This is a genomic window from Trebonia sp., from assembly GCF_049794275.1.
Lineage (GTDB): Bacteria > Actinomycetota > Actinomycetes > Streptosporangiales > Streptosporangiaceae > Trebonia.
Window position 1 is genome coordinate 1 of the sequence record NZ_JBARCR010000502.1, and the last position, 4,053, is coordinate 4,053.

5 protein-coding genes, 1 tRNA gene and 1 pseudogene are annotated in these 4,053 nt (G+C 66.6%); 6 read left to right on the top strand and 1 reads right to left on the bottom strand.

All coding sequences use genetic code 11. From position 1 onward, the window contains the following. A partial coding sequence (locus WA805_RS13630) for a metallophosphoesterase (protein ID WP_425242515.1) occupies nt 1–465 on the top strand: 465 nt, incomplete at its 5' end. Nucleotides 466–522: 57 nt separating this feature from the next. After that, a tRNA-Pro gene (locus tag WA805_RS13635) sits at nt 523–596 on the top strand. A 93-nt stretch (nt 597–689) separates the two neighbouring features. Here WA805_RS13635 and WA805_RS13640 read toward each other — a convergent pair. After that, nucleotides 690–800: pseudogene (locus WA805_RS13640) on the bottom strand (alpha/beta fold hydrolase); the annotation flags it as partial. A gap of 57 nt (nt 801–857) precedes the next feature. Here WA805_RS13640 and WA805_RS13645 point away from each other — a divergent pair. The 4 genes from WA805_RS13645 to WA805_RS13660 all read left to right on the top strand — a co-directional run bounded on the left by WA805_RS13645 (nt 858) and on the right by WA805_RS13660 (nt 4,027). After that, nucleotides 858–1,373, top strand: a complete 516-nt coding sequence (locus WA805_RS13645; protein WP_425242516.1) for a carbonic anhydrase — start codon at nt 858–860, stop codon at nt 1,371–1,373. Between the two features lie 120 nt (nt 1,374–1,493). Beyond that, nucleotides 1,494–2,069, top strand: a complete 576-nt coding sequence (locus WA805_RS13650) for a hypothetical protein (protein WP_425242518.1) — start codon at nt 1,494–1,496, stop codon at nt 2,067–2,069. A gap of 2 nt (nt 2,070–2,071) precedes the next feature. Beyond that, nucleotides 2,072–2,377, top strand: a complete 306-nt coding sequence (locus WA805_RS13655) for a tyrosine-type recombinase/integrase (RefSeq protein WP_422325231.1) — start codon at nt 2,072–2,074, stop codon at nt 2,375–2,377. A 63-nt stretch (nt 2,378–2,440) separates the two neighbouring features. Further along, complete coding sequence (locus WA805_RS13660) at nt 2,441–4,027, top strand: alkaline phosphatase family protein (RefSeq protein WP_425242517.1); 1,587 nt, start codon at nt 2,441–2,443, stop codon at nt 4,025–4,027. Nucleotides 4,028–4,053: the final 26 nt, after the last annotated feature.

A 4,053-nucleotide genomic window follows, 5' to 3' on the forward strand; every position in this document is an offset into this window, starting at 1 on the left:
GCCGCCGGGTGGCTGGACGCCAACAACAAGCGCGGCCGGGTCAAGGCCGGGGACCTGGACATCGAGGTCGGCGGCGTGCACGACTCGCACACCAAGCGGGATCGCTACCAGAACATCGCCGGGCCCACCGACCCCGCGGCCGACCTGCGGCTGGGCGTGATGCATACCCCGGAGCCACGGGTACTCGACCAGTTCACCGCCGACGGCTACGACTTGCTGCTGGCCGGGCACACGCACGGCGGCCAGCTCCGGGTTCCGCTGTACGGGGCGCTGGTGACCAACTGCGGCATCGAGCCGGAGCGGGTCAGCGGCCTGCACCGGCACCCGGATCGGCTGCCCGAGCCGGGCCAGCCGCAGTCCTGGCTGCACGTATCCGCCGGGCTCGGCACCTCCCCCTGGGCACCGGTGCGGTTCGCCTGCCGGCCCGAGGCAACCCTGCTCACGCTGGTCCCGCGGATCGGCTAGACTGCCGGAGGTTCCGGGGAAATCGACCCTCCCGGGGCGCAGCCCCAAAGCGGTCGGCGGGGTGTGGCGCAGCTTGGCAGCGCGCTTCGTTCGGGACGAAGAGGCCGCCGGTTCAAATCCGGCCACCCCGACCCAAGTCACAGGCCACCTCCCATCACGGGACGTGGCCTTTTCTTATGCCGTACAGCAGCAAAGTACAGCAGCGCCTACGAGCCAAGCTCGCAGTAGCCGCGCCCGAGGAAGAACATCATCTGGGCATCCCAGTCGTCGGCCGAGAGCGGCCAGCCGTGACTGAAGACGATCGGCTGGCCCGAGCCCCAGTCCTTGTAGAAGATCTCGGTGCCGTCCGGGGTGAAGGCTCGAACGTGCGGCGATGGGTATGCTCCGAAGACATGATCATCTCTTCCGACGAGCTGGTTCGGCGCAACGCGGCGTTCGCCGCGACGGGGGCGTTCGCCGGCCTTCCCTTCCCGACCAACGAGACCCTGCAGGTGCTCGGCTGCGTCGACTCCCGGGTCGACCCGAGTGATGTGCTCGGTCTCGAGCTCGGCGAAGGTGTCGTGATGCGCAACATCGGCGGCCGGATCACCCCGGCGACGCTGCGCTCATGGGCCCTGCTGGGCCGACTTGGCCAGGGCCAGCCCCCGAGAAGCGGGCACCTGGTGATCCTGCACCACACCGACTGCGGCATCATCCGCCTCGCGGACTATCCCGAGCAGCTCGCCGCGTTCTTCGAGATACCGGCAGACGAGCTGGAGAGCAAGGCGGTCGACGACCCGTACGCGGCGGTGCGAGTCGACGCCGCCATCGCCCGGCATTCTCTGCCGCCGAGCCGGCTCGTGTCCGGCCTGGTCTACGACGTCAGCACCGGACTCATCGAGATCGTCGACCCGGCCACCCAGGAGTAGCGGCCGTGTGCAAGGAATCGGCCACCGCCAGCGACGTCCGCGCCGCGGCCTACGGCACCAAGACCCTCGAACATAAACTCGTTTGCGTCCGCCTTCAGGGCTGGCCCACGATATACGCCAATGAACGCAGTGCAGATCAGCGGCATGTCCGGCGCCGGGAAGACCACGATCGCCGCAGTACTTGCCCGCCGGGGCCTGGCAGTCATCGATGCCGACGGCGACCCTTTGCTCGCCCGGCACGTTGACTCCGCCGGCAATGTGGTGGGAGACCCGGCTGTCCCGGATTTTGCCTGGCTTGCCCGGCATAGCTGGACGTGGAATCCGGCTCGCCTGGACGAACTGATCGGTGCCGCGGCACCAGCGACGCTCTACGTCTGCGGCTGTGCGGACAATGAGCTGGAGCTGGCCGATCGCTTCACTCAGGTGTTCCTGCTGGAGATTGACGAGCCCACGATGCTGGGACGGCTGGGAATCCGGGACAAGGAATGGGGCCGTATCGGGGACACACGCGAGTATCAGCGCCGCAAGCTGCCGGAATATCAGGGCCGCTTGCGTGCATCCGGGGCGATTCCCATCGACGCCAGGCGGCCTTTGGGCCAAGTGGTGGACGCGATACTTCCTCACACGTTGGGTCGCTCAGCCGCGAGCCGAGCCAGAAAGCCGGGCAATCAGTCCGGCAGGCGCGCCGGACCCTAGAACTGTCAAGCGCCTCCTTCCGCAAGGTCACCGCCGCTGCGGGTCTCAATCCTGCGGACTGGACGCCGCGTGAGCCGCGGCACAGCTTCGTCTCACTGCTATCCGACGCGGGCGTACCGGTTGAGAAGATCGCCCGCCTGGTCGGCCACATCGGGAGCACCAGCACGGAGACCGTCTACCGCCATCAGATCTGGCCAGTTGTCACGGGCGGCGCTGAGGTCCGACCTGCCCTCGCTGGCGGGCCGCGACCTGATCACCCCTGCCGGGTGAATGAGCGACACCCGCTCATGGGTCAGAATGACACCTGATGGCCCATCGGTGTCCGGCGCGACAGAGACATCCGAAACGTCCTCCAACGACTGGAGACTGACATGCCCGGCTCAGCCACCCGCGGCAACGCACTCGACCATGTCGTGGTGGTGCTCTTCGAGAACCGGTCCCTTGACAACGTGCTCGGCCGCCTGTACGGCCCCGGCGATGGCAAGATCTTCGACGGCGTCATCGGGAAGGACCTGAGCAACCCGATCCCGGAATGGGCCGAGCACGGCGCCGACCGCAAGATGGTGCCCTACGGGATCAGCGCTGACATGGACTCCCCCAACCCGGACTCGGGGGAGGAGTGGTACCACACCAACACCCAGCTTTTCGGCACGATCGATGACCACAACCGGTTCAAGATCGGCGAGGCCGTCACCAAGCATTGGAACGTGCCGCCACCAGGGGCGACGCCGACCATGGACGGGTTCGTCACCGACTTCATCAGTACCTTCACCGGCGAGGTCGGCCGCCAGCCCAGCTATGACGAGTACGCACAGATCATGACGGGCTACACGCCTGAGCAGCTCCCGGTACTCAGCTCCATCGCCCGTGATTTCGGTGTGTTCGATCACTGGTTCTCTGAGGTGCCGTCGCAGACGTTCATGAATCGTTCGTTCTGGACGGCGGCCACGTCTTCGGGGCTGGTCGTGAACAGCCCGGCGGCGAAATGGCTGACCAAGAACACCGCCGAGACCCTCTTCGAGCGCCTGGAGGCCCACGGCAAGACCTGGAAGGTCTACGTCGCCGAGCCCATGCCCTTGTCGTTCACCGGGGTCATTCACTTCCCCCGCCTCCAGGAGCGGCTCGCGACGCACTTCGTGCCGTTCGCCGAATTCGCGAAGGACGCGGCCGCAGGCACGTTGCCTGACTTCTCGTTGGTCGAGCCGGACATGGCATCTGGTCATAACGACTACCACCCGGCCTACGGGCGATCGTTTATCGGCGCGAATCTCGATATCGGGTTCGACCCTCCCTCGTCGATGCTCGGCGGTGAGGCGTTCTTGGAGCGGGTGTACAACACGTACCGGTCCATGACCGGACCTTCGGGCACGAACGTCTGGAACACAGCCCTCCTGATCGGCTGGGACGAGCCAGGCGGCACCTACGATCACGTCGCTCCCGGCGCCGTCGCGCCCCCGGACGAGGATGCACCAGCCGGTGAGCTCGGCTTCACGTTCGACCGCTCGGGCTACAGGGTCCCCGCCATCATCGTGTCGCCGTGGGTCGACCAGGGCTCGGTGTACAACGAGGAGTACCGGCACACCTCGCTGATCGCCACCCTCCGCAAGACATGGGACCTCGGCGAGGCCTTCACCCGGCGCGACGCCTCGGCGCGCACCTTCGACCACGTCTTCGCCCTGGAAACGCCCCGAGACCCGAAGAGCTGGGTCACGGTCCAAGCACAGCCCGTGCCCGCCTGGACGCTCGACATTCAGTCCGCGGGGGCAGCACTCAGCACACTGGGCACGGTCATCGGCCCCGGCCTGATCGAACTAGCCAAGAGAATGGGCATAAAGCTGCCGCCGGAGCTTGATGGTCCCAGCCCAGAGTTCCCCCCTGAACTCGTTATCCAGTTCCTGAGGGAAATCTGCCTGCACATCTTCCCCGCACTAGCCCCAAGCGCATCGGGAGACGAGTAGTTCACGAGCAGGCGGCTTATCTGAGC

Coding starts and splice junctions, on each gene's coding strand:
- WA805_RS13645 (WP_425242516.1), top strand. CDS start 858: ATGATCATCTCTTCCGACGAGCTGGTTCGGCGCAACGCGGCGTTCGCC.
- WA805_RS13650 (WP_425242518.1), top strand. CDS start 1,494: ATGAACGCAGTGCAGATCAGCGGCATGTCCGGCGCCGGGAAGACCACG.
- WA805_RS13660 (WP_425242517.1), top strand. CDS start 2,441: ATGCCCGGCTCAGCCACCCGCGGCAACGCACTCGACCATGTCGTGGTG.